The 926-nt window shown below is 37.1% G+C and carries 2 protein-coding genes; both read left to right on the top strand.

The features are described from left to right. Positions 1–178 precede the first annotated feature (178 nt). Positions 179–688, top strand: a complete 510-nt coding sequence (locus AC1DUW_RS30595; protein WP_053345930.1) for an aromatic-ring-hydroxylating dioxygenase subunit beta — start codon at positions 179–181, stop codon at positions 686–688. A gap of 41 nt (positions 689–729) precedes the next feature. Continuing rightward, on the top strand, positions 730–926 hold a 197-nt coding region (locus AC1DUW_RS30600; RefSeq protein ID WP_477644417.1), incomplete at its 3' end, for an SDR family oxidoreductase.

Below are 926 nucleotides of genomic sequence, written 5' to 3' on the forward strand. Positions count from 1 at the left end.
GATGCCTTTTCTAAAGAATTTAACTTACAATTATACAATGGGTCTTCATCGCGAACCTGTTGATTTTATCGGACCAGGTGTTGCTTACGATGATAAATTTACAGAAGCAAGTCAACGGAATTTTTATAAATACTGGTTGGAATTAATGACGAAATGATAAGCGGGAGGGGGAAGAAAAATGAAAGTGGAAGAAATGCTTGTTAAATGTGAATTTGAACAGTGGTTGTATGATGAAGCACAATTACTTGATGATATTGAATTTGATGAATGGTTCGATCTAATGCATTCGAGTTTGTGTTATCAAATGCCTGTACGTGTCAATAAGGATGGAGTTGAACGTCCGGATTATTCAACTAAAATGTTTACATTTAATGATGATATTGAATTACTTAAGCTCCGCGTAGATCGTTTGAAAACGGATTATGCATGGGCGGAAATTCCTCCTTCCAGAACGCGGCGTTTTGTCAGCAACGTGCGTGTTAAAGACTTTGTTGAAGGTGAAAAGGCAGTCGTTAAGAGCTATCTACTTATCTATCGAAGCCGTAGCACGGATATTCAACACGATTTGATTTCGGGGGAACGAAATGATGAATTCATATTCGAAGATGGTAAATGGAAACTTTCCAAACGGATATTCATTGTTGATCAAACAACAATAAATACAAGGAACCTCGCTATCTTCGTATAACAGTAAGTATCGTAAAAAAGATAACAAGGAGGTTGGTTACAATGGCAATGGCCTTAAAAGATAAAGTAGTGTTGATTACTGGTGGTAATTCGGGAATAGGAGAAGCTGTCACTCGACGTTTTATACAAGAAGGGGCAAAAGTCAGCATTATCGGTCGCTCTGTTGAAACGCTAAAGAAAATGAAAGAGGAATTTGGTGAAGAAATTCTCATTAACCAAGGAGATGTAAGTAAATACGA

It is taken from the genome of Peribacillus sp. P4_C12, from assembly GCF_056402095.1.

Bases quoted from the DNA above. Each gene is read 5' to 3' on its own strand.
- AC1DUW_RS30595 (WP_053345930.1), top strand. From the start codon at position 179: ATGAAAGTGGAAGAAATGCTTGTTAAATGTGAATTTGAACAGTGGTTG.